Raw genomic sequence first — 21,940 nt, 5'->3', positions numbered from 1 at the left:
TATTATGAAAAAGAACATATTCAGATTCATGGTCATGGCTGCCGCAACATCCCTGTTGTTGACCCAATCCTGTAACGATAAATTTTTACAACTAAGTCCTGAAACCGATCTATCGCGGGACAACTCATTACGTACTGAGACGGAATTAACTTTATACCTGAATAACCTTTATGCCAGTTATATTCTAGGGCATGGTACGGGCTGGGCAGATGCCAAAGTCAATCCCAATGTTGTCGGCGGCAGCCATTTGCTAGCCAGCGATTTTATGACCGACAATATGGTCCGCTATGGCAATATCGACCGTATGTTGGACAACACCTTTATTCCACCAAATGCAGGCGCCTCGGTCGATTGGACATGGGAAAACCTGCGTTCGGTCAATTATTTTATCCAACACTATACAAACGCTTTGCCCGCGGTCAATAATGACATTACCCGGCTGAACAAATATATCGGGGAAGCCTATTTCTTTAAATCCATGGATTATTACCGCAAACTTATGCTGTTTGGTGATGTGCCCTGGCTTTCCAGTGACCTCAATATCGACAGCAAGGAATTGTACAAACCCCGGGACAAGCGCACCGTGGTTGCCGACTCCCTGATGAAGACTATCGATATGGCCATAGCCGGGCTAGAAGGCATTAACGGTCGTCCGGATGGACGTATTAATCAGGACATGGCCTTGTTTTTAAAAGCGCGGATAGGTCTGTTCGAAGGCTCCTTCCGCACGTATCATAACGAATTGTCCTTACAAAGTACAGCAAAATCTTTCCTGGAAGCATCTGTGGATGCCTGCGAAAAAATCATCGCCAGCGGACGTTATCAGCTCTATGCCACAGGTGACAGCCCCTATTGGAAAATGTTTACTTTCAAGAAAGACCCAACTTCGGACGGTAACAAAGAAGCAATCCTGGCCCGGGTATACGATGGTACTGTGGTAGGCCATGCGACCCAACGTTATTGGGACCAGAACAACAGTCTTTCGGGCGCACGGCCAGCAGGCGGGGCCACACGAGGTCTCGTAGACGAGTATCTATGTATCGACGGCAAACCGATTTATTCTTCGGGATCAGCCAGCAACTACACCGCCAACCCCCTATTCAAAGGATATGACGGGCTATGGTCCGAACTTGAAAACCGCGATCCACGCCTGAAGCAAACCATTAATTATCCTGGTGAAAACCGCTCCCTGTTTAACAGAACGGATGGAACCACCAGCCTCGAAAAAAATGGGATTACCTATCCCCGACTGTCCTATAATGTAGGTGGCGGCACGACAGTAACGGGCTACCTTCCCATTAAACACTGGATGGGTGATCGGCCCGAAAATGAAGCGACAACAAATGGCCAGCAAACGGCCATTGAATTCCGCTACGGCGAAGTGCTGCTGATGTTGGCCGAAGCAAAAGCAATCTTAGGTACGCTGACCCAGAATGATCTAGACCGGACGATTAACCTGTTGCGCCAGCGCGCAGGATTTGATTTTGCAAAATATCCAGGCAGCAAATTAGAGCTTGGCAACCCGCCGGCAGACCCTAGGCTTGATGAGATCTATGCCACCAAACTTGATTATGCCGTTAGCCCCATCATCCGTGAAATCAGACGTGAACGTCGCGTAGAAATGGTCTTGGAAGACCGTCGTTACGAAGACCTGATGCGCTGGAAAGCCGGCAATCTGATGACCGTTCCCCTACGTGGAATGAAATTTACAGCCGAAAAAGGAAAACTATACGATGGTACACATACCGCCAAACCGATTATTGCCTTAAAAGAAGAAGTCAATAAAGATATCTTTTTGGATAACAATGGATTTATTATCGCCTATCCAAGAAGTGCAAACATCAGCAATGGTACTGCGCTATGGGCAGATTACCGCTATTATTGGCCCTTACCTTTATACGACCTGACCCTGGAGGGCAATCAGCTGGTTCAGAATCCGGGATGGTTGGGCGCAAAATAATGAGGATAAAAAGAAACAACATTATGAAAATTAGATCAAATATATACCTGTTAATAGTCTGTCTGTGCGGAAGCCTGGGTTTACATTCCTGCAAAAAAGACCTTGGTCCCATCAAAGACAATTTAACCGTAAGGGAAGCTATACTTTCGGGAGGATTTATGCAGATTCCCGTTAAAATCGGAACACCGCTGCAGATCAATCTGGCAGTCAATCCTGGAAACCGTACCGTAACCACGGCCACGTACAGCAACAAACATCCAGAAATTGCCAGCTATAGTACGACAGGGCTGATTACCGGCCTGAGCGTTGGCAGAGATACCGTTACCATACAGTCCGGCGAATTGAATGTCTGGTATATCGTCAATGTAACGAACTAATAGCCGACAGTCGGTCAAAAAAATGGTAGAGGTGACCATCGCGTTAATTTAGCGCGTTTAGTTTGACTATCAGGCCAGATGGCCTGATAGTCTTCTTTTATTGACCCGGAAATATCCCCGCCAAAAACCAGCGATAGTATATAGGAGGTATCAAAGCGATCAAGAGTGATCGCCTGAAGTTTTTCAATTCGGACTTTTCAAAAAAAGCAATTCCAAAACATGAAAAAAATAACGATAAAAGATATTGCCAAGGCCATGGGGTACTCCATAGGCACCATATCCAAAGCGCTCTCAAACAGTCATGAAATCAGCCCGGTCACTAAAGTTGAAATCCAAAAATTTGCCAATGAGCATGGCTATCAATCCAATCAATATGCTAAACTATTGCGTAAGGGGCGAACAAATATTATCGGTATGATTGTTCCTTCGATCGGCAATCCGTTTTTCTCGCAGATTCTCGAAGGCATTGAAAGAGAGATGTCCGAAACGACTTATAACCTGATCATTATGCAGAGTGCGGACGACCCCAAGCTTGAATTGAAACATTTAGAAATGTTATCTAAAAAGGGTGCAGATGCTGTCGTCATTGCAGCTACAGGAAATCATCTTTCGTTAAGATATCTCCAGCGCTTAAAAGATGAGGGTACCCCTATTGTCCTTATTGACCGGACCAATTATGCTATAAATACTTATAAAATCGGAATAGACAATTTTAAAGTGGTTTACCAAGGTATTTCTCAGTTGGTCAATCGAGGCAAGAGGAAAATTCTATTTATTTCCAATCTGTCGCCGGGAACATCAATGGAGCGACGGCGCGGTTATATTCAATGTCTGCGGGATTTTGACATCGCTTACAATTCAGATTATCTCCTATCGATAGCAACCAATAGCGGAAGAATGGAGGTGCTGGAGCAATTAAAAAATAAGCTCATACATCTCGTTAATTCAAGTAGCCCGCCCGAAGCAATTTTTACCGCCTCAGATCAACTTACCTATTTAACGTTAGAGGCTTTACATGCCATCGGAATAGCCGTACCAGACCACTTGGCCCTGATCGGTTTTGCTAATTTTCAGTACACCAATATTTTTCAACCGTCATTATCAAGCATTGTACAGCCTTCGCATGAAATCGGCTCTCAGGCTTTCGCTATTCTCAGTAAAATTTTGGACAGTTCGGATAACGAGATTCTAGCAGCCTACCAAAACATTGAGTTACAAGCTTCTATTCTGACACGCAAATCCTCTGAATAAAGTATGTCAATTGAAACGTTTTCGCAGATTACGCAAACGTTTGACTTAAACGAAAACTGCTCTAAATCAAAATATATTTTCTACTATAGATATGTCTTTTGGTTGGCCCTAACTAACCAATACTCATTAACAATTATAGATTATTTATTTTAAAAATTATGAGAAAACAAACAAAAAAATGGATGCAAATCATTCAAGGAATTGCGTTGTCCGTCACAGTCCTATCACTTTTTTTCGCTTGTTCAAAGCCATTGTCCGAGCAAAATACCACAGAAATCCGACGGTCAAAGGCGTCCTCGAATGGCGATATAGACACGTCCTTATCCAATCTTAAATTTGTCACCAATCCGGTCAACCTCAATATCATTATGTTTGTCCCCACAGACAATCCGGCCCTACCCGGCTACAAAACACGGCTATCGCAGCTGTTTGTCCATTTTCAGGACTGGCTACATAATGAAATGGGACGCTATGGCTACAGCAATTATCTAGGCCTGGCAAAAGATTCTACAGGTCTGGTCAACATTATTGAAATTCCGGCGGCGGGAGCTCAAGCGGACTACCCCTACAGCTCAGCTATTTCAGCTGGTAAAATTATAAATGAGATCAATGCATACAAAACCAGCCATCCGGGCCAATTTTCATCCAACAATCACTATTTAGTACTTTTGCCAGCAAGAACAGACGGAGATGGCAGCCAGCCATTCTATGGCTATGGAAAATTCTGCTTTGCTGTGGATAATTCCTCCATGTCCGTCAATGGAATTCCAAATCCAAGTTCAAACTACCTCGGCGGTATGCTACATGAATTAGGACATGGATTAAACCTACCCCACAACCGCGCGAAATATGTCAGTGAAGAACCTACATTGGGCACATCACTGATGGGAAGCGGCAATGTAAGCTTTAGCAAGGGACAGCCTACTTTCCTAACCGGCTCCGATGCCGCAATTCTCAGTAGAAATGAAGTTTTTCAATCCGCGGTAGCGACAGCCAGTCCTTACCAGGCACCCAGTTATTCCATACAACCTCAATTTGCAATTGACAACAGTCAGCAAAAAATCTTTATTACAGGAAATTATACATCTAATTTACCTGTGAGCGAGATATTGGTCTATATGGATCCCAATGTGAACAACGAAGGTACGGGAGCCAACAAAGATTACAACGCCGTCACATGGAAATTTACGCCGCTTTCCTCCGGTAACATCCAAGGAACCATAGACCTCAATGAACTCTACTACAAAGGCAATACACCATACGAACTCAAAGTAAAATTATTATTGCAAAATGGATACACAACCTCCAATGTTTACGACTTCAACTATGTCAACGGGCTTATGACGACCAATCAAGATTCGGTATATACCTATTCCAATGCATCCTATGCCGGTGTAAAAGGAAGCTTTGGTAAAGGACAGTATACCACATCGGATTTGTTGGCAAAAGGTGTGACCGACAATAGCATCTCTTCCATTAAAGTTGGAGCAAATGTTAAAGTCACCTTATACAACGGGAATAATTTTACTGGCGATAGTCTCGTCGTGACCTCGTCGTCTTCCTATCTCTCGACTTTCAACGATAAAGTTTCCTCCATGAAAGTACAAAACCGCTAGCGAGGGCCGAGAGCAACGATGAATACATTCATTTTTAGAAACATAAAAACAATCCTGCTTTTGCTATTTGCTCTAGCAGGATTAAACCTGTCTGGCCAGCCCGCTACTTGGTTTACCGATGGCAAATTTGGTCTATTTCTGCACTGGGGTCTGTACTCCCAGACGGCAGGCGACTGGAATGGGCATCCCACCAAAGGGGGCGAGCATTTTATGCTCTACGAACGGATCCCCGTCAAAACCTATGCGAAGATCGCCGACCAGTTTAACCCCACTGGCTTCGATGCCGACCGTTGGGTGCAGATGGCCCATGACGCCGGCATGAAGTATATTGTGATCACCGCCAAGCATCACGATGGCTTTTCGATGTACAATTCGGCTGTCAGTGATTATAATATAGTCAAGAGAACGCCCTGGGCCAAAGATCCTATGCTCGCCCTCGCGGCAGCCTGCAAGAAATACGGGTTAAAACTCTGCTTCTATTATTCCCTTGGCCGCGATTGGGCAGATCCCGATGTACCGACCAACTGGCCCACCAAAGCCGGCCGCAGCAATACCTGGGACTATCCCAATGAAGATGCCAAAGACCTGAACAAGTATGTCGAGAACAAGGTCAAACCGCAGCTTCGCGAACTGCTGACACAGTACGGTCCCATCGGTATTATCTGGTTTGACACACCCGAGCTGATTACCAAAAAACAGAGCCAGGAGATCCGTGATCTGATCCATTCCATCCAACCCGACTGCATTATCAACAGCCGGATCGGCAATGGTCTCGGCGATTATGCCGTCGTTGAGCAAACATTGGTTTCGACAGCACGAAAGAATTGGGAAGCCTGTATTACGATGAGCGAAAATTGGGGCTACAACCGGCACGATCACAAATGGAAAAGCCCCGAACTGCTGGTGCGCAATCTCATTGAGGTGGTGAGCAAGGGCGGTAACCTCCTGCTCAATGTCGGCCCCAAAGGTGACGGTAGCTGGCCAATAGAGAGCCAGGAAAACCTGCACGCTATAGGCGCCTGGATGAAGATCAACGGCGAAGCACTATATAGTAGCAGTGTCTGGGCCGGGAATAAAGAAGTTGCTGTAGCGCAAACAGAACAGAAAGAATCCGAAAAGGAAAAAGCAGGTATGAAAGATGCCGTCAATGATGCGACGTCCAAGGAGATTATCGCCGACTACCGCTTTACCCAGAAAGGCAATGTTGTCTACCTCTTTGTCCGAAACCCAGCAACAGCGAGGGTTGACATTCCGGAGCTTGCCAAAAACAAACTTGCGATCAGTTCGATCAGTCTGCTTGGCAACACATCAAAAGTCACATGGACAGCAGGCAAAGATGCCCTAACACTGACCTTACCGACAATCAAAGATCCGAGTATACCGATATACGTTTATAAAATCCAGCCAAAGCATAATTAATTAAAATCCCCGACAACCAAAATGTAACAAATAAACGCCTGAGGTTTCTAGACTCAGGCGTTTGGGTTATTGGATTTATTTCCAGTTTTTGATGATTTCACTCATCTTGTCAAAGGAGGTTTCGCCGCCACCCGTACTTCGGTAGACGATCTTGCCATTGGGATCCACGAGGATCTTTGTCGGAAAACCGGTGATATTCAGCCGTAGGACAAAATTGTTGCTCCCTTTGTCGTTCAATATTTGCACCCAGTTGAGCTCGTGCTGCTCGATGGCTTTGCGCCAGCTCTCATTTTTATCGGAAGCGATGCCCAGTACACGTAGCTGATCGGGATAGCTGTCTCTCAGTTTTTTCAGATCAGGCACATCGGCCATGCATGGACCACACCATGAGCCCCAAAAATCGATGAGATAAAATTTGCCTTTCCAGCTGTTTGAGTCGAATGCCTTACCGTCATAAGTATTGCTGCTGTTTATCTGGAAGATGGATTTGCCTACATCGTATTTGCTGCCCGCTACACGATTCTTTAAAGAGCTATAGAAAGGCGAGCTTCGGTAGGCCTTATCTACGGTAGGTAACAGTGCCTCCACTGTCTCGATCGTGACAATCTCCCGGACCAGCATATCCTCAAGGTAATACAGGCCGGCTACAGACGAAACATTCTTCTTTAGAAAGTCGTTCATGTATTTAGCGGCTTGGGCATCAATCTGTTCTTGCTCGGCTGCAAGACGTTTGTTTAGCACCGCATCTGAAGTGTCTTTTGCCAGTTTCAGCTCGATATTGGCCGATTTATTCAACAACGGGTGGTACCCCTTATTTAATGCACTAATCGTATTATTCTCTTTATCCCCGCTAGGATATACCTCGGCAAAGTCGGATAACTTTCCTTTGAGTAATACCTTGCCACCCGGCATGGCTACAAACCAGATGGATTGGCTTTTGACAGGGATATAACCCCGGCCGACACGCTTATAAAGCGATTCGGTCGGAAGGGTGAGCCGTACGATTAAGGGCATAGAAGTCGTGTCCTGATAAAATATCTGCCCGTTTTTCGTGCTGCCTTTTTTATAATAGGCATCGGTCACACCATTCCAGATGGTCATGTTGTAGGTGCTGTCCTTAAAGTCAGCAATCTGGGAGGTCACCGTAAATGTTTTGCTCTGCCCAAAGCTATGCAGGCTGCTGGCTACCAGTAGGCCTGTTAGGGCAAGTAATTTTCTGAATTTCATGATCGTATTGATTAGCTAAATAATTTTTTCTAGTATGGATTCTGTTGTATCTGTCCCTTGCTGGCATCGATCTCTACACCGTTGATAGGTACGACCAGATGCTTGCTTTCCAGGGTGTAGGTTTTTGGCGTATTGAGGTCAACACCTGTTATACTGACCTGGTAGAAATCTCTTTTTACAGTGATATCATCCGCAGCATAGTCGTTGACACTAAATCGGCGTATATCGTACCAGCGCATCACAAACGGAAGCTCACGGCGTCGCTCGGCGAGCACCTGTTTGATGGCTTCGTCTTTGTTAGAAGCCGTAAGCGCACTATAAGTAGACATGCGTTTTTGACGTAAGGTATTGACCGCCGATAAGGCGTTCGGAACATCGCCTTTACGGGCCAGCACCTCGGCTTTGTTAAGCAGCATCTCCGCTCTTGTAGGACCCGAAACCAAGGTACTACCATCGGTAAACATGGTGTACCGATACGCTGCTGGTGTCACGACACTGAACCGTCGGCCTCCATTAGGGATCATCAGGTGCTTGTAACGGAGATCGTTAGCCTGATCGTATAGGGCCACCAATGCGCTGCTCGGACTATACCATTGTGCGCCTGTGTATTGATAGCGGCTGTAATAGAGCTCACCCCAATAGAGGTATTTTGCCGCATTCCAGTCGTTTAACTCACTGTACTTGAGCGTTGCAGCGGGATTGCTGTAGGAGACGCTTCTGCCTGGTAGTAAGGTATTATAGTCTACTAACTTTACGGTGCCGGACTCCAGTGCCTTGTTTGATTCGGCCAAACTCTTGTCATAGTCGCCAGTGAATAGATAATAGCGGCTCATAAAAGCAGAAATAGCTTTTTGGCTCACACGCCAGGCCTTTCTAGGATCGACATCGGCCTCGGCTACTTTTTTTGCCTCTTCGATATCGGCCAGGATAAAATCATAGGTTTCTTTCAAGCTTGCACGTTTTAAGGATTCCTCGTAATCCACGGTGCGCTTTAAAGGAAGTCCTAAGCTATTCATATTGGCCGCAGCATATGGCGCGCAATAGTTGTTGACAAGGATCCAATAAGACATCGCCCGGATAAAATGGGCATCTGCTTTTACCCGTCTGCGACTGGCCTCATCACCGCTCACCAGGTCTATGTTTTTTAAAATGACATTTGCGGTGAAGATCTTTTTGTATTCTCCGCTCCACAACTCGTCCGTAGCGAGGTTTTCAATGCCCTCCGGAGAGGATACATAGCGTTGGAGATTGTTGACAGTAAAAGCCGTCACATTGTTTTTGTATAGCTCCTTGCTGATCTCGGTATCATCCGTAGCGTAGGTAGCTGCGTAATTCTCCTCTCTGGAAAATGCAGTCGCATTCTCTACTAAGGCCTCTAACTGATCTACGGTTTTGATACTGGCCTGTTTTTTGGGTTCTTCGGATAAGTATTTTTTGCAGCTTGCGGTCATTAGTAGCGCAGCGGCAAGTCCTATATATGTGAACACTCTCATGTCTGTCTGTTATTAAAATTGAAAATTGATACCGAATGTATAACTCTGTGCAGGGCGCATCGTGCCCGGTAACCAATCTGGATTGTAACCTTTGGAATTGGCACGCCAGATCAAGCCAAGATCACGTGCCTGGACGAATAGATTGACATTGTTCAAGCGGATGGCTTCTGTCCAGCGGTTGGACAGTTTGTATCCTAAGCTAAGCTCTTTAAACTCGATATAAGATGATTTTTCGACCTGGCTGCTTAAAGCCTCACTGTAGCGGTCCCAGAGGTATAAGTTGGTCTCATCAGGCAGCGCAAATCCTGGAATATTCGGATTTCCGGCGAGCACATCATTAACATATTTGTTGACAAAAGTCTTGTCGGACCCTACAAGTGCAGCGTAGTTGAAGGTTGGATTGCGGTATACGCCTCCCATCTTGCCCAATAGGATAAACATGATGTTGAAGTTGCCTACTTGTACCGTATTGGTCCAGCCCAACGTATGTGGTGGTACATCGGTACCCATATAGTGGAGAAAAGGAAGTCCTAAACCTCTATTGTAAATAGAGACATCATTAAATGTCTGCGGGCTATTGTTTGGTCCAGCAACATGCGGTACACCATCGATCATCCCGATATAATCGAATGCGTAAACCGAACCGACGGGGCGGCCTTGAACGAAAGCCCCAGTGATCAGCTGATAAGTGTAGAGCGACGGATTGTACAGCGCATCAATATTGTTGGCATTGTACGCGTAGTTGAAATTTGTGCTGTACTGAATATTCTTGGATACAGCTAAGTTGGTACCCAAAGCGAGCTCAAATCCTTTGTTGGTGATCTCGGCATTATTAAATTTCTGCGATCTGGTTCCCGTTGCTGCAGGCAGGGCAATCTGTCCAATAATACCCGAACCTTTTTTGTGGTATAGATCCACCGAACCAAAAAACTTGCTCTTGAAAAAGGAGAAGTCGATCCCGAAGTTGGTCGAAGCAGTTTTTTCCCAGCGCAGTCTTGGGTTTCCATTGTCGGCAATGGTGGCTGTAATGGTTCCTGTGGAGGGATTTAAGCTCCCGCCCACATTGAGCAAGGTCGCTGTTGAAGTCGAATTTTCCATGTTGCCGTTTTTACCATAGGTCAGGCGCATCTCCAGGCGGTCTACATCGTCCTGCGCAGCCATAAAGTTTTCTTTGGCGAGATTCCACTTGGCACCTACAGACCACAGCGGTGACCAGCGCAGCTTGGGGTCGTCTGTAATGAAATTGGATGCATCGCTCCGTATGCTGCCCGACAGGGTGTAACGGCTGAGATAGGTATAGGCCGCATTTCCATAAAGGGAGATGAACTTGTTTTTCTGCCATCTGAAGGTTGTATTGCCCCCCGGAATGGTGGTTGGGGAACCTTCAAAATCGGTAAACTGGTCTACTGAGCTGCCATAACCGTAAGGCGGTGTCGTTGCCTGAAGCTTATCACCATAGTAGCCATATACCGTAGGATTGATCGTGCCTTTGGTCAAATACTGGGACACTTCCATACCGCCGATAGCCGAGATATGATGATCAGCACCAAAAATCCTGTCAAAATTCAATTGATTCCTAAAGACAAAACTCTGGATGTCCTCCTGCCCCAGTTCCTCCGCATTGAAGCCATCTTCGTATTGGATCATGCCACGTCTCAGGATCCCGCCTTTAGGGATATACGCCTTACCTACGGTCTTGGTGCCATCGTCGTATTGTGTCTTGCTATTGATCAGACTACGCACGTAGAAGGTACTCTCATCATAGATACGCTCGCGATCGATCTTGTTGCGCTCATATTGAAACTTGGTATCGAAAGTAAGCCCCGGAATAATCTTTAGATTAAGTCCGGTCTGTACACGGGCATTGATGCGTTCGTCGGTAAAATCGCGGCCACGTACTTCGCGTAGCAGGTTGTATGACCAATCCGAATAGGTAAATTTTCCGGTAGGAATCAGGCCCAGCTGCTCGCGGTTATAGTCTTTTAGGTTGACGCCGTAACTACCATCTTGGTTCAATAGCAGCTCATAAGGCGATAGTTGCTCTATTTCTGCAATGGTCGCACCGCCGTATTGTTGTTTTTTGTACTGCAGGTTGGCGCCCAGGTTGAACTTTAAGAACGAAGTAATGTTGAAATCGTTGTTGAAATTCAAGTTGAAACGGTCATAACCGTTTTTCTGGAAAGAACCTTTGCTGTTTTCATAGAGAACGGAAGTGTAGTTGCGTATACGCTCGTTGCCGGCCTGCAAATTGACATTGTATTGATTGAGTACGGCTCTTTGCGTCAGCAAGTCCCGGAGCTGGCCCCGATTATCGATTTTGCTCAATCTGTCTAGCTCGGCATTCATGTCGGCTGTAGACATGGTACCATATTGATTGGCATAGAGCGCTTCTTGCGCTAGCGTCAACGAGTTGGTAATATCTCCAAACGAATTCGCATAGGGGTAAAAAGTCCAGTTGTTTTCGTAAGCCTTACGTTCGTAGGCAACCTGATCAGCCGAATTGGCCTGGGTAAGGATGTAGTTGAGATCCGGTCTTCGCGATATTCTGGAAAATGCACTCCCCTGGATCGTGAGTCTGTTGTCGGTTTTTGCTTTTTTGGTGACAATAACAATCACACCATTGGCGGCACGCGCACCCCAGATGGATGCCGCAGCAGCATCTTTAAGTACAGTGACGGATTCGACATCATTGGGGTTGATATCCGAGAAGTTGCTACTGGATATCGGGAAGCCATCGACCACGATCAGCGGTTTACTATCTGCATACAGGGTGCTATTGCCCCGGATCAGAAAGTTTACACTACCGTCTTCATTTTCCTTGGCCTGCATACCGGCTACTGTACCCTGTAAGGCACTGGAAAGATTGGATGTAGGACGTTTGCCCAATACCGATTGTCCGACCTGGCTGAATGATCCTGTCGCCCGTTCTTTCGAAATCGTCTGATAGCCTGTACTGACCGTGACATCGACACCTTCCAGCGTCGATAGACTTGGGGTCAGCTGGATCAGCCCCATGGATTCTTTGACTTTGAGGGTAAGCGGCTCATAACCAACGTAGGAGACCAAAATCATGGCATCCCGATCGGATACCTTTAGGCTGAACGTGCCGTCTTTGCCTGTTGTGGTCGTCATATCGCTCTGAATCACGCGTATGGAAGCACCGGATAGGTTCTCCAAATGTTCATTCACGACCCGCCCTCGGATGACCAACTGCTGCATAGCGACGGCAGCTTCCGTCTTTGGTTTTAACGCGATAATATCGGTATCTATACGATACGCAATATTGGTATTTTTAAAGATCTGATTTAAGACGTCAACTAGCGGAGCGTCTTTTACGGTTAGGTTGAGCCCATTGACTTTTTTGATTAGTTGTGCATCGCCAATAAAATCGTAACCGCTTTGTTTACGGATTTTATTGATAATAAGCTCTAAAGAAGCATTTTTTTCGCTTAGCGTTATTTTTTGAGCAAAGCCACTGGCATATACCTGGCAAAGGCCGAATGTCAGTAGCACAATGATTAGTTTCATCACGATGAGCGTTTTGCGGAGGATATAGACAGGCGTCTCCCTCCATTTTTCAAGGTAAAAATTCATACATTTGAGTAATTTGGGTTAGATGCTATTGTTAGTTTGTTGGAATTAATGATTGGGGCCCAAAAATCTACCGGATGTGTTCGCTGCACATTCGGTTTTTTTACGACCCAATTCTAGTTTTGTTAGGGTGGCTGTTTCATGATTTCTGCTTTAATAAAGGTTAGTATTTATTTTATCTGGTTAGGATATGACGACAATCTTTCGTCCCGTACGTTTAAATTTAACATCAGCCGCCGCCTCCAGCGCACGCAGCACAGCAGATAGGTTGCGGGATCGGGATACGGCACCAATATAGGTCTTCGCGGAAGGCGTCTTTTCATACGTGAATTCAACATCGTACCAGCGCTCTATCTTACTTAGGATGCTGGCTAGGGTTTCGTTATCGAAATTAAAGTAGCCGTTCTTCCAGGCTACAGCATGCTCGGTATTGATATGGGCTAGCTGTATCTGTTTTGTATCCTCCTTAATTGTACTTTGTTGACCGGGTTTGAGTAAGACCGAACTGTTATTGGCAATCCTATTTACTTTGACAGCGCCTTCTAATAGGGTGGTTACGGTGGATTCGGATTCGTAAGCCGATATGTTGAAATGTGTACCCAGTACCTCTATGGTTTGCTCCCGGCTGCGTACTTTAAAGGGTTGTTTTTTATTGGGGGCCACTTCAAAGTAAGCTTCACCAAGTAATTCTACCACACGTTCTTTGTCGTCGAATCTGGATGGAAATTTTAAGGAGGAATAGGCATTAAGCCATACCTTGGTTCCGTCTGCAAGGACGATATTGTATGCTCCGGTCCTGGGGGTTTGGAGTGTATGAAATATGGGGGCTTCGGATATCGAGGTGGTACCTAAATTCGGCCGCAAGTCCGGACCATCAGCATAACTGATGTTTGCGCCCACGAGGATGGTATTACTATGCTCGCTTAACTGGATGGTACTTCCGTCACTGCTCAGTAAAACAGCTTTGTTGCCTCCCGGCTGGATATCGGCCTGTTGCAAAGCACCCTGGTTTATAGCTGTCTTATCGGATTGTCTACTAAAGAAGTAACTGCCCCCCAGTAATAAGACCAAGGATGCTGCCACTGCACTTATTTTAAGGATCTGATTCTTCCTGCTTATCCGCTTGATCGTATAGTGGATATCGGCGTCTATTTTGGTTTTTACTTCTTCCTGAATACGCGTTATATCCTCCGGATCTGCTGTAAATCGGCTTTCTTTGAGTTGTTGAAGATGCCAGGTTTCTACCCAGGATTTCTCCTCTTCGGAACAGGTGCCTTGGTGGTAACGTTCAAGAATTTCTTTTGCGTTTTTGGTCTCCATGATAACAAAGGTTTAATACGTTTCTTTGCTATATGTAGGTTCAAGTGGAAAAAAGTAGTAGATGGAATTTAAAAAAAAGTAAAAAAAATCGACGTGAATTTGGAACGCATGATTTTCAAGGCGTTACTGACCTGTTTACGTACCGTGTTTAGGGAAACATTGCTTTGTCTTGCAATTTCTTCATAGCTTTTTTCTTCCTGACGGCTCAGGATGAATATCTCGCGCATCTTGGGCGGCAGATTCATGATTTCTTTTTCGATCTGTTGCTGCAGTTCTTTTTCGAGGAGGTAGTTGTCGGTTGAGTATACGCCCTGATCTAAAAAATGCTGTAGCGAATCTGCATAGCCCTGCCTAACTTTTTGCTTGTCGATATAGTCGAATAACTGGAAACGCACGGCTGTATAGATGTAAGAAGAAAAACTCGTGTTTATCTCTAGCCCCGTTTTTGACCAAAGGGAAACAAATACATCCTGAAGTATATCCTTGACCACCTCTTCATCGGAGATAATTTTACTCGCATAGATAAATAAAATCGGGAAATATCGTTCATATAGGAGGCCAAACGCTTGTTCATCTTTTTTTAAAACAAGTGCTATCAATTCTTTATCCGATAAATCTGTGTAGCAATACATTCGTTAGTCAGAATCTGAAATCAAACTTACATTAAAATTGACAAATTACAAATTCTCTGCTTATGATTTATGAAGACCGCGCTAAGTCTACAGACCAGAAAATATTTGCATATTTTTATCTGCCCAAGGTGGCAAGATTATCTTTCAGGCGCAGGCAGCAATAGATGCGGCGCCATACTAGACAATTAAATAAGTAACATGACAGACAACAAAGACATCATCTCCATGGTGGAGGTGCAGCTCCGGAATTTTATCGAATCCAGAAGACCACAGGATGCAGAGGTACGAAAGAAGTTGGATTTTGGATACAGCTGGGATGGGCAGACTGCATTATTGTTTGAGATACGCCCGCAATGGAATAATCCAGCTCACATACTACACATCGAATTTGCGAAAATAAAATATGTAAAATCTAGCAAGCAATGGAAGCTTTATTGGCGACGAGCCTCCGGTAAATGGGAGGCTTACGAAGCTATACCATCAAGTGATCATCTACAGGAGCTGCTGACTGAGATCAGCCATGATGGTTATGGCTGTTTTTTCGGATAAAAGCCAATATCAAAAAAGCAGCCTATGTCATGGAAATAGTCTGCTCTTTAGCTATTTAATGCCTGCCAAATATGTCAGTCATAGAAAAGCCATCAGAAAGAAATCGATGGGTAGGAAGCAATATCCCAGGTCATCACTACATTTTTGTAGTTTTTGAAATGACCTTTATCCCATTTGGTGATGTGGTACCCTTTACAAAATTTACAGTAGTAAGCCCTTTTGCAAGCCGGTTTGCCCATGCGATGTTTGACACGCTTGCCGTCTTTATTCCTGATGCGTGTCATAAATTTAAAATTGATCATCCTCCATTTAGCTTCGATCAACGACGGAAATGCTACTTTGCCCGTGGCACGGCATTTCCAAGTGTTACTTTTTAGGTTTTCCATAGCCAATATTTTAATATTATTGATTTGTACTATTATCCTTTTCAATAGGCACCTGAAGCATTACCCAGTCTTTTATCCTACGCGAGATGGTCGACGAAACCACAAAACTGTCTGTATCTCCAAACGGTACGTGCAAAATAATCCGAAGCCGACCGCCCTTCAATTGATAACAGGCCTTAATCATATCCAATGGGATCGCGTGATGCCGGTCTATTTTCTGTACAAAGCCGTGCGTATCGCGCACAATTTCGTTCAGACTACGTTGCTCACAGCCTATTCCCTGATTCATATCGCTATTCAAAAATAATTTGACGATCGGCGTATTATTGGTCTTCTCGAATAAAAATATACCCAGCTCATTGTACATAATCTTTTTGGTCAGGTATCTGTTGTTTAGCAAAAATTCCTCCTCAAGCGTATCCATTCCCTTCAATAGTGCGAGGTCTATTTCTTCGGATATATCCCCTTCTTTTTCTTGCTCATCTATTTTGGAAGGTTCTTCTTCATCCAGCTGAGTGTCGGACAAAGGTGCCGATTGCGGCTCTTTCTGCGCTGATAATTTTTGTTCCAGATGCTCCACTCGCTTTTCCAGTTCCCCGACATAGGTCTCCCTTTTGCGATACACAGACGAATAAAAAAAGATCGCATAGCCCATATTAAAAAACAACATCCCGCCCAAGATCACCAGGAGCGGTAGCCATATCCACTCGCTTTTGGGCGGGGCAACGGGTCTTATGATTGCAAATAAAAATATCGTAGGCAACAAAACGCAAAAGAAGAACTGTGCCCCCAAACGATCACCAAAATTATGCAGCCAGCTTTTCCGCATGTCCAATAGCTTGATCATCGTGCGCGTATAAAAGAGCGCAACAGCAATGATCATCACATAAAAGAGATAACTCAAGATCAAGGGACTGTCCTCAAACCAGTCCGATAGCGCAGCGATATGGCCAATATACCAACAAATCCCCCCGAAAAGAACCGAGGCAATGCATACCCATATAAAATCCGGATAATGCACATGCACCTCCGTATCTTTTGAATACTTGACCTGTTGGATACTTTCCATAATCTACGTTTATATATAGGACAAAAAACCTTACCGATCTCATAGATAAAAAATAGGTTAGAATTTAATCCAGCAAAAATTTCTTTCAAATAGGAATTTTATATTATAAATTTAGTCAATATTTTAATAATCAGTCCACAAAAGTAGAAATACTACCCCCATACCCGATTTTTGCAAGTCAAGAAAATACGCCAAAACAGGAAAATTGAGCACTTTATTGTACAGATAATATCCTTCGTTGCAAAAAGACATGCTTTAATGTAGAAAACATGTGCTTGTTGAAATAAAGATGATCTTCAGGCAGAATAAGCCCCTTTATAGGTAATTTTAGCATACAGCAATTTACTGATATTAAAAACCATGCGTATGGAAACCCCAAAGCCAACGATACAACGGTTCACCCGCAATTACATCCTGATCTGTGTAGCGGTCCTCGTTACCTTATATGGTCTGTTCATTGCACCAACATTCCCATTAAGAGTATATAGCATAGGTGTCCTTGTACTATTTATACCTTTTTTAGAGATCCGTAATCAAAGCGTGGTACTCCAGTTATTCTTTGTTTTCTTTATCTGCATCCAGATCAGCAGCATTGCACTATTTGACCGTATGCCCTATGAGCTACTGCTCAGCTCACAGCCCTTTGGACCAGCTTTTATACATGCCCTTCCTGCTGCGCTACTCTGTTGTGCCGCAGCTCATATTCTACTGCTCAAGCAGGTGAATATCGTAAAACTATATACCGTCCAGTTTCCCATTATGCTTATTGCCTGTACCTGGTATATCCGTATGGTTCTGATCCTCAATAATTGCCAGCATACAACGGAGGCCAAGAATGTACAGATTACGGCTGTTGTCGTTCAGAAATGTCCTCTGTGCTGTGACATCCATGAGCTCCTACTTTCCTTTTCTTACGAAGGGCGACAATATCAGCTACCGATGGACGTACATCCCAAACTTTATAAAAAAGCAAAAGAAGGCGATAAGCTCAATCTCCAGCTGCATCCCGGTGTATACGGTTGGCCCTGGTACCACAAAGATATCAAAAGGAGGTACCAATGATTGTAAGTCTATACCAGCTCACCCTGATGATCGAAACATTGCATCGTGTCGATCAGACCGAGATACCATCGCGGCTATACAGTATATCGGTAGCCTGTTCGGACAATTTCCCGTTAGCACTACATGCCCACAGAGAGGCTGGCAATGTAGACAGAGCCAGCAATGCCGTACGTTTATATCATATACAGTTGCTCTGGCTACACCAAAAGCTGACGGCATTCTGTACAGAGAAAGGTATTGAAGACCGGAGTACGTTAACTGCATTGGAGGAACTGCTGGAGCGTATTGAATTTTTATTTAAAAATGATATCGATCCCACGACCAACCTGCCCAGCCATTACCGGGACAAGATCAGTACCTATGTCTACAATCGTATACCTGCTATTTTTGATCGGCTGGCGAAAAAGAATATTCCACTGGTCTATCTCCATGAAATCCAATCGGCCATCGACAGCCTATTCGAGGAGGGCAAGATTCCTTATATCCAGTACCGCCATCAGGAATATCTGATACAGTTGCTGGATGCACTAGCGCAACTGGCCGAAGATAACCGACAGAGAAAAAACTGGCATTGCCGCTTTTTGATCCTGATGATCAATTTCAATTTTAACCATATGGGATTTTTCAATCGTTGGAAGGAGTTTTATCAGACCGATCCCATCTTTATGGAAAATTTATTGCGGTTTCCAAAACATTTCTCCTGCATACGGGACTTTGCCTACGATAGTAACCGCAGCAGTCTACTTAAGCTGATGTGCGAATATGTGCAAACGGAGCTATCCCAGTCTCAGCAGACATCATCAGAAAAAGATGATGAACAATTTATACATAGCAATTTCAATGGCAAGGAGCTCAAGCTCTGGTTACATTTGTGCGTAAAAGCCAATATTACGCGTTCGTCTGAGAAAAAGGAGGTCGCTGCGGAGTTTTCAAAACTCATCAAGACCAAAGAAGGTATCTTGCTGACGCCACATACCCTGACCAAAATGGATAAAAGTGTCGAGTATGCTGCTGCCGTGCGTATTCTCCGGACATTAAACAACATGCAGGCAGAACTGCGCGAGCTATTCCCGGATTTAAAAAGTTAAAAAAAAAAGAAAAATCATAAAAGTAGGGGTATTCACCCACTACCCCTGCAATTGCCCCTTATCCTACTGCCTTAAATAGTGGCCAAGATAATTTCCTGCCCCCGATAGTCCCTTCCGGCATATGTGCAAGCATTTTACCCACGGTACCCCCTTCCCTTTCCTGAAACTTGTTTAAAGCCTATTTACAGGCATGATGAGCATGAAATACTACCCCTACGAAGCGCTATTATCTGCGCTACCTTTGATTTAAGGCGTACGAGAAAGTAGATGCTGACGCTCAGGCAGGCCGCTGTACCTAATGGAGGGGCAGGTACGGCGCCCTGTTTTTAAAAATAATAAATGCCACAGTACAAATAATTAGAACTATGGAAGCGAATAAAACAAGCAGCATGATATACAAGATCCTACGGGCGGTAATGATCCTGTTTTGGATCTATGTAGGCATAGACAAGATCTGGCAGCTAGGCGCATTTCGGATCGCCCTCGAGCAGCAGCCAGTAATCAGTTATATGGGTTCGATACTCTTTTGGTTACTTCCGCTCGTGGAAATCGGTGTTGGGATATTGCTAGCCATGCCAGTAGCTGGGTTGCGTGCGTGGGGATGGAGATCCTCCACCCTATTGATCATCGTTTTTACGATCTATATTGGATTAGGCGTACTGAATGTCTATGCACAGAAACCCTGTATGTGCACGAGCTTTCTGAGTGGTATCTCCTGGACTGCGCATCTCTTGATAAATATCTTGATCCTTGGCCTTTCTATCATAGGATTGGTACTACATCGGAGAATAGCCAAATATGGCCAGGGAGCATTGACCGACAAAACAAACATCGCACTATTTCTGATTGGCTTCCTGGCAATGGGAGCCATCAGCTACAGGAATATCCACTATACAAAGTCAAAAGATATGTGGTATGCACCAGACAGTCTCTATTATTATTCAGAACATAACAGCGTCAGTAGGCCTATAGTAGGCAGCCTGGCATACAGATACGATCGGTATACAGAACCGTACCGACAACAATTATTTACCAAAAAGTTGCAGGCCAGTATCTTTACTAACCAATCACTGACCTGCAGTAAAGAAAGGAGGGTAGCAACATGCTAACCAAATTTTTAAACAATTATGGCTACATGATATTAGGCGGAGCCATGATTATCGGATTCTCAGCATTTAAAGGTGCTGAGGCTTATGCAGGAAAAAAATTAGATCCTGTAATGGTTTATTTCCATGGAGATCCTACAGATGATGATCAAGTAAAAGATCCATCTGAATGGACTACCACTTCAAACAGTCAAAGCTGTGATGTCAACTACAACGAGCAGGCTTGCGCAATCGAAGTGGATGAATCGGATTTAAACTCAAACAATGAGCTGGACGGCACGAGAATTCAACTCGGTGCGACTTCTACTCCAGAGGGTTATATCCCGAGCCGAACTGGTGGTACCAGTCCTACACCTTTTAAGCCAATCAACAAACAGCTTTTATAAAGCTGTTGGCTTAAAGCGGAAACGGCCCTATCGGGCCGTTTCTTATTTTGGATTTTGAGGCATGCCCGTTTGCGCAATGATATCCATCGGCAATGGCAAAGCAAATCTATTATCATTTGGTCCAAGCACGTAGTCCTTTCCCTCTACTCTTCTTTTTATACTGATATTGGCACCTTCTAGATTTAGTCTTTTGATATCTATCCACCGCAGCCCTCTAAATATCAATTCTTTTCTTCGCTCGGTCAATATCAAATCCAATGCAATCTTAGGATCATCCAAAACAATCGGAGAATATTTACCTGATCTAAAACGGGTTTGCAACAAATCATTTAAATCCCCAATCGCCTCTTCAACACGTCCGTTTCTTGCCAGACATTCGGATCTAGTCAATAGCATTTCATCGGTTGCTAGTCCAGCAAAAAAAGTCGTGCCTGCCGAATAACTTCCTACAAAAGACAGATATTCCTTAGATAAATTTTTAAAGAATGCTTCTTTCCTTAAATCATCCTGATGATAAGAACTATAAAGTACTGTGTCAACGGAGGAAACGCTCTGCCCGATCAAACCGTTCGGGCTCATCTCCAGATACAGGTCTGTTTCATCATTAAACTGCACAAAAGGATACTGTTTAGTTAAATCAACCTGCATTTGATTATTAAAGTCAAGCAGGCTTTTATTCTGCTTGAGAAACAGATCAGCATATTTCAGCGCCTCGTCGTATCTGCGCATGGACAAAAAGGCACGCGCAAGCATACCGTACGCACTTCTCTTCCCTGGACGCATCACATGAAGAGTCTTAACAGGGAGCAACTGCTCCGCTTCTATTAAATCTGCAAGGATACGGTCATAACATTGTTGTACGGATGCTCTATAAGATTTCTCGTTAAGATCCGATGAACTTCGCAGCACAATCCCCAAATCATCCTGTGCGGTGGCCGAATTATATGCTTTGGAAAAAGTCCAGATCAGACTGAGATAATGCGAAGCTCTAAAGAAAAGCGCTGTCCCTTTCACCTGATCGTATAATAGTTCATTATCGGGCTTTCTTTTAATTTTTTTGAGTTGATCCAACACGATATTACAATTATAGATTGTTAGATATGCCCTGTTCCAATCGTTTCCAAATGTATATTCGTCATTGTCCCATAGGTAAAACTTTCGCCAATGTTCACTTAGCGATTTAAAATTGCTTTCAGTCAAAAAATAATTATCAGAAGCTGCTTCGCCCATAGCGCAGATATTATTGTTAATATAACTTGAGGCATCCAAAATTTTCTGAAGGCTTTCCAGGTCATTTGGGACAACAAAAATCCCATTTGACTTTACGTCAAGATATTTATTGCACGAAACCATCAAGAGCAACACTATCGTAATACCGAAGGTCATTAATCGATTCATCTTTTAAAAG

Annotated in this window: 18 protein-coding genes; 10 read left to right on the top strand and 8 right to left on the bottom strand. The window is 44.3% G+C overall.

Annotated features, from left to right (window positions below):
• Positions 1-4: 4 nt before the first annotated feature.
• From DFQ12_RS14730 to DFQ12_RS14710, 5 genes are all read left to right on the top strand, one after another.
• Entirely contained in the window at positions 5-1,960 is a 1,956-nt protein-coding gene (locus tag DFQ12_RS14730) for a RagB/SusD family nutrient uptake outer membrane protein (protein ID WP_120259813.1), read from the top strand.
• A 23-nt stretch (positions 1,961-1,983) separates the two neighbouring features.
• Positions 1,984-2,337 (top strand): Ig-like domain-containing protein, encoded by a 354-nt coding sequence (locus DFQ12_RS27960; protein ID WP_147420427.1) that lies wholly within the window; start codon positions 1,984-1,986, stop codon positions 2,335-2,337.
• Between the two features lie 219 nt (positions 2,338-2,556).
• Positions 2,557-3,588 carry a LacI family DNA-binding transcriptional regulator gene (locus DFQ12_RS14720; RefSeq protein WP_120259811.1) on the top strand — a complete coding sequence of 344 codons (1,032 nt, stop codon included), beginning with the start codon at positions 2,557-2,559 and terminating at the stop codon, positions 3,586-3,588.
• A 158-nt stretch (positions 3,589-3,746) separates the two neighbouring features.
• Entirely contained in the window at positions 3,747-5,204 is a 1,458-nt protein-coding gene (locus DFQ12_RS14715) for a hypothetical protein (RefSeq protein ID WP_120259810.1), read from the top strand.
• Positions 5,205-5,222: 18 nt separating this feature from the next.
• The gene (locus DFQ12_RS14710) at positions 5,223-6,623 is read left to right on the top strand and encodes an alpha-L-fucosidase (protein ID WP_120259809.1); all 1,401 of its coding nucleotides are present in this window, start codon (positions 5,223-5,225) and stop codon (positions 6,621-6,623) included.
• 75 nt (positions 6,624-6,698) lie between these two features.
• Here DFQ12_RS14710 and DFQ12_RS14705 read toward each other — a convergent pair whose 3' ends face one another.
• The 5 genes from DFQ12_RS14705 to DFQ12_RS14685 form a co-directional block, all read right to left on the bottom strand.
• Positions 6,699-7,850, bottom strand: coding sequence for a TlpA family protein disulfide reductase (locus tag DFQ12_RS14705; protein ID WP_120259808.1), 1,152 nt, complete (start codon positions 7,848-7,850; stop codon positions 6,699-6,701).
• Positions 7,851-7,879: 29 nt separating this feature from the next.
• Positions 7,880-9,343 carry a RagB/SusD family nutrient uptake outer membrane protein gene (locus DFQ12_RS14700; protein ID WP_120259807.1) on the bottom strand — a complete coding sequence of 488 codons (1,464 nt, stop codon included), beginning with the start codon at positions 9,341-9,343 and terminating at the stop codon, positions 7,880-7,882.
• A 12-nt stretch (positions 9,344-9,355) separates the two neighbouring features.
• Entirely contained in the window at positions 9,356-12,937 is a 3,582-nt protein-coding gene (locus tag DFQ12_RS14695) for a SusC/RagA family TonB-linked outer membrane protein (protein WP_120259806.1), read from the bottom strand.
• 180 nt (positions 12,938-13,117) lie between these two features.
• Positions 13,118-14,254 carry a FecR family protein gene (locus tag DFQ12_RS14690; RefSeq protein ID WP_120259805.1) on the bottom strand — a complete coding sequence of 379 codons (1,137 nt, stop codon included), beginning with the start codon at positions 14,252-14,254 and terminating at the stop codon, positions 13,118-13,120.
• 68 nt (positions 14,255-14,322) lie between these two features.
• Positions 14,323-14,886 carry an RNA polymerase sigma factor gene (locus tag DFQ12_RS14685; RefSeq protein ID WP_120259804.1) on the bottom strand — a complete coding sequence of 188 codons (564 nt, stop codon included), beginning with the start codon at positions 14,884-14,886 and terminating at the stop codon, positions 14,323-14,325.
• A 198-nt stretch (positions 14,887-15,084) separates the two neighbouring features.
• Between DFQ12_RS14685 and DFQ12_RS14680 the strand changes: the two genes are divergently transcribed.
• Positions 15,085-15,435: a DUF3024 domain-containing protein gene (locus tag DFQ12_RS14680; protein ID WP_120259803.1), complete on the top strand. Its 351-nt coding sequence runs from the start codon at positions 15,085-15,087 to the stop codon at positions 15,433-15,435.
• A gap of 92 nt (positions 15,436-15,527) precedes the next feature.
• Here the strand turns inward: DFQ12_RS14680 and DFQ12_RS14675 are convergent, their stop codons facing one another.
• Both DFQ12_RS14675 and DFQ12_RS14670 read right to left on the bottom strand, forming a co-directional pair.
• On the bottom strand, positions 15,528-15,821 hold the full coding sequence (locus tag DFQ12_RS14675) for a hypothetical protein (protein WP_120259802.1): 294 nt from the start codon (positions 15,819-15,821) through the stop codon (positions 15,528-15,530).
• 16 nt (positions 15,822-15,837) lie between these two features.
• On the bottom strand, positions 15,838-16,890 hold the full coding sequence (locus tag DFQ12_RS14670) for an MFS transporter (protein WP_120259801.1): 1,053 nt from the start codon (positions 16,888-16,890) through the stop codon (positions 15,838-15,840).
• Between the two features lie 366 nt (positions 16,891-17,256).
• Here DFQ12_RS14670 and DFQ12_RS14665 point away from each other — a divergent pair, with 366 nt between their 5' ends.
• From DFQ12_RS14665 to DFQ12_RS14650, 4 genes are all read left to right on the top strand, one after another.
• Positions 17,257-17,952, top strand: coding sequence for a hypothetical protein (locus DFQ12_RS14665; protein ID WP_147420426.1), 696 nt, complete (start codon positions 17,257-17,259; stop codon positions 17,950-17,952).
• The gene (locus DFQ12_RS14660; protein ID WP_147420425.1) at positions 17,949-19,040 is read left to right on the top strand and encodes a hypothetical protein; all 1,092 of its coding nucleotides are present in this window, start codon (positions 17,949-17,951) and stop codon (positions 19,038-19,040) included. Before DFQ12_RS14665 ends, DFQ12_RS14660 begins: the two co-directional genes overlap by 4 nt.
• 389 nt (positions 19,041-19,429) lie before the next feature.
• Positions 19,430-20,149, top strand: coding sequence for a MauE/DoxX family redox-associated membrane protein (locus tag DFQ12_RS14655; RefSeq protein WP_147420424.1), 720 nt, complete (start codon positions 19,430-19,432; stop codon positions 20,147-20,149).
• Positions 20,143-20,532, top strand: coding sequence for a hypothetical protein (locus tag DFQ12_RS14650; RefSeq protein WP_147420423.1), 390 nt, complete (start codon positions 20,143-20,145; stop codon positions 20,530-20,532). Before DFQ12_RS14655 ends, DFQ12_RS14650 begins: the two co-directional genes overlap by 7 nt.
• A 42-nt stretch (positions 20,533-20,574) precedes the next feature.
• On the opposite strand, the gene DFQ12_RS14645 is transcribed toward DFQ12_RS14650, so the two are convergent.
• Positions 20,575-21,930: a RagB/SusD family nutrient uptake outer membrane protein gene (locus DFQ12_RS14645; RefSeq protein WP_120259796.1), complete on the bottom strand. Its 1,356-nt coding sequence runs from the start codon at positions 21,928-21,930 to the stop codon at positions 20,575-20,577.
• Between the last annotated feature and the right edge of the window lie 10 nt (positions 21,931-21,940).

It is taken from the genome of Sphingobacterium detergens, from assembly GCF_003610355.1.
Lineage (GTDB): Bacteria > Bacteroidota > Bacteroidia > Sphingobacteriales > Sphingobacteriaceae > Sphingobacterium > Sphingobacterium detergens.
The sequence above is the reverse complement of the archived record's forward strand: the minus strand, read 5'-3'. Positions and strand labels throughout refer to the sequence as shown.